Source organism: Oleiphilus sp. HI0043, assembly GCF_001634935.1.
Genome location: NZ_LWEY01001302.1, coordinates 1 through 1,569 on the forward strand (window position 1 = coordinate 1; position 1,569 = coordinate 1,569).

A 1,569-nucleotide genomic window follows, 5' to 3' on the forward strand; every position below is an offset into this window, starting at 1 on the left:
TGCTAAAACAGGCACCAGTGGTGCTGGGCGTGCAGCTAAAGTTGGTATGCTGTTATCGGAATGCGCTGATAGCTTTAAAGCTTACGGTGTTTCCGGGCATCGCCATTTACCCGAGATCCAGCAAATTTTGAGTGAAGCAAACGGATCGCCTGTTAATGTGACCTTTGTTCCTCATCTCGTGCCCATGATTAGAGGGATCGAAGCGACTTGTATATACAACCTAAGCCTGATGCTGAATTAAGTCTGGAGCAGGCTCAAGCTATCTATGAAGAGCGCTATAAGGATGAGCCTTTTGTCGATGTGATGCCGCTAGGCTCTTTGCCAGAAACCCGTTCCGTTAAGGGGTCGAATATGTGCCGAATTGCACTGCACCAGCAACCTGGCAGTAATACAATTATTGTATTGTCGGTTATTGATAACCTGGTAAAAGGCTCTTCTGGCCAGGCGATTCAGAACATGAATCTTATGTTTGGTTTTGATGAGATGATGGGCTTACAGCAAGTGGCATTGATGCCCTAACACCTAGGTGAGATTGTACTAGAATGGTAAAACGGAAAGCTGAAGATCGTCTGATTGTAGTTAAGCACAAGCCAGGTATTAAATTAAAACGGCGGGTGATTTTTGCAATTGGCATTTTGGTCATGGGCGTCCTAAGTTTTCTTTTGGGCGATTACCAAATAAAACAGGCACACGAAAAGGTCGTTCAAGAATTAGCAAAAGTTGCACAAGAGTATGCTGCTTTAAAAGAGGAAGAAGTCGCTTTACGGCAGCAAGTCGCAAACCTTGAAAGCGGTCGGACGATTGATGACCTGGCAAAGCAGGAAATTCAGGAGACGATCAGGGATTACAAGGCTCGCGTGTCGCAGTTAGAAAAGGACTTGTCATTTTATCAAAATATTATGGCGCCTTCAGATAACTCGCGAGGCTTACAAGTACAGAAAGCCGAGATTCAGCTAGGTGCAACGGATAGGCGTTTTGACTACAAAATTGTCTTAGCGCAAGTGGCTGATAACAAGAGCTACGTATCCGGGAATGTTGCGATTAACGTGATAGGTATGCAGGGCGAAGAAGAAACTGTTCTAGCCTTAAGAGATATATCAGAGCAGCAAACGGCTTTGGGTATCAAGTTTAAATTCAAGTATTTTCAGGATATAGCCGGAGATCTGCTGCTACCGAAAGGTTTTGTGCCGACAGGTATCCAAGTGGTTGCTCAGTCGAAGGGAAAGAAAGCGTCTCGTATTGAACAGAGCTTCGATTGGCAGCAGTTAGTTGATCAAAAAATTTAGAGACTTTTGGGAGAATCATTATGTGGGGCAAGAGTAAACAAAAAGGGAAAGGGCGTCATAATAGTCCGAATATTCATTTTGATACTCTGGTATCAAGTAAAACCCAGATAGAGGGTGATCTTCAATTCTCTGGCGGTTTACATATCGATGGTTTAATTCGTGGCACCATCCGCGCTGAAGAAGACAGTGAAGCGATTGTTCGTATTAGCGATATTGGTGAAATAGACGGTGATGTGATTGCACCTCATATCATTGTTAACGGTACAGTCCATGGCGATGTTTA

At 44.0% G+C, this 1,569-nt stretch carries 2 protein-coding genes and 1 pseudogene; all 3 read left to right on the top strand.

Annotated elements, in window-relative coordinates:
* A pseudogene (locus A3729_RS17095) lies at nt 1–519 on the top strand (Asd/ArgC dimerization domain-containing protein); the annotation flags it as partial.
* Between the two features lie 23 nt (nt 520–542).
* Nucleotides 543–1,286 carry a DUF6776 family protein gene (locus tag A3729_RS17100; RefSeq protein WP_068510034.1) on the top strand — a complete coding sequence of 248 codons (744 nt, stop codon included), beginning with the start codon at nt 543–545 and terminating at the stop codon, nt 1,284–1,286.
* Between the two features lie 20 nt (nt 1,287–1,306).
* A partial coding sequence (locus A3729_RS17105) for a polymer-forming cytoskeletal protein (protein ID WP_197475892.1) occupies nt 1,307–1,569 on the top strand: 263 nt, incomplete at its 3' end.

Coding starts and splice junctions, on each gene's coding strand:
- A3729_RS17100 (WP_068510034.1), top strand. CDS start 543: ATGGTAAAACGGAAAGCTGAAGATCGTCTGATTGTAGTTAAGCACAAG.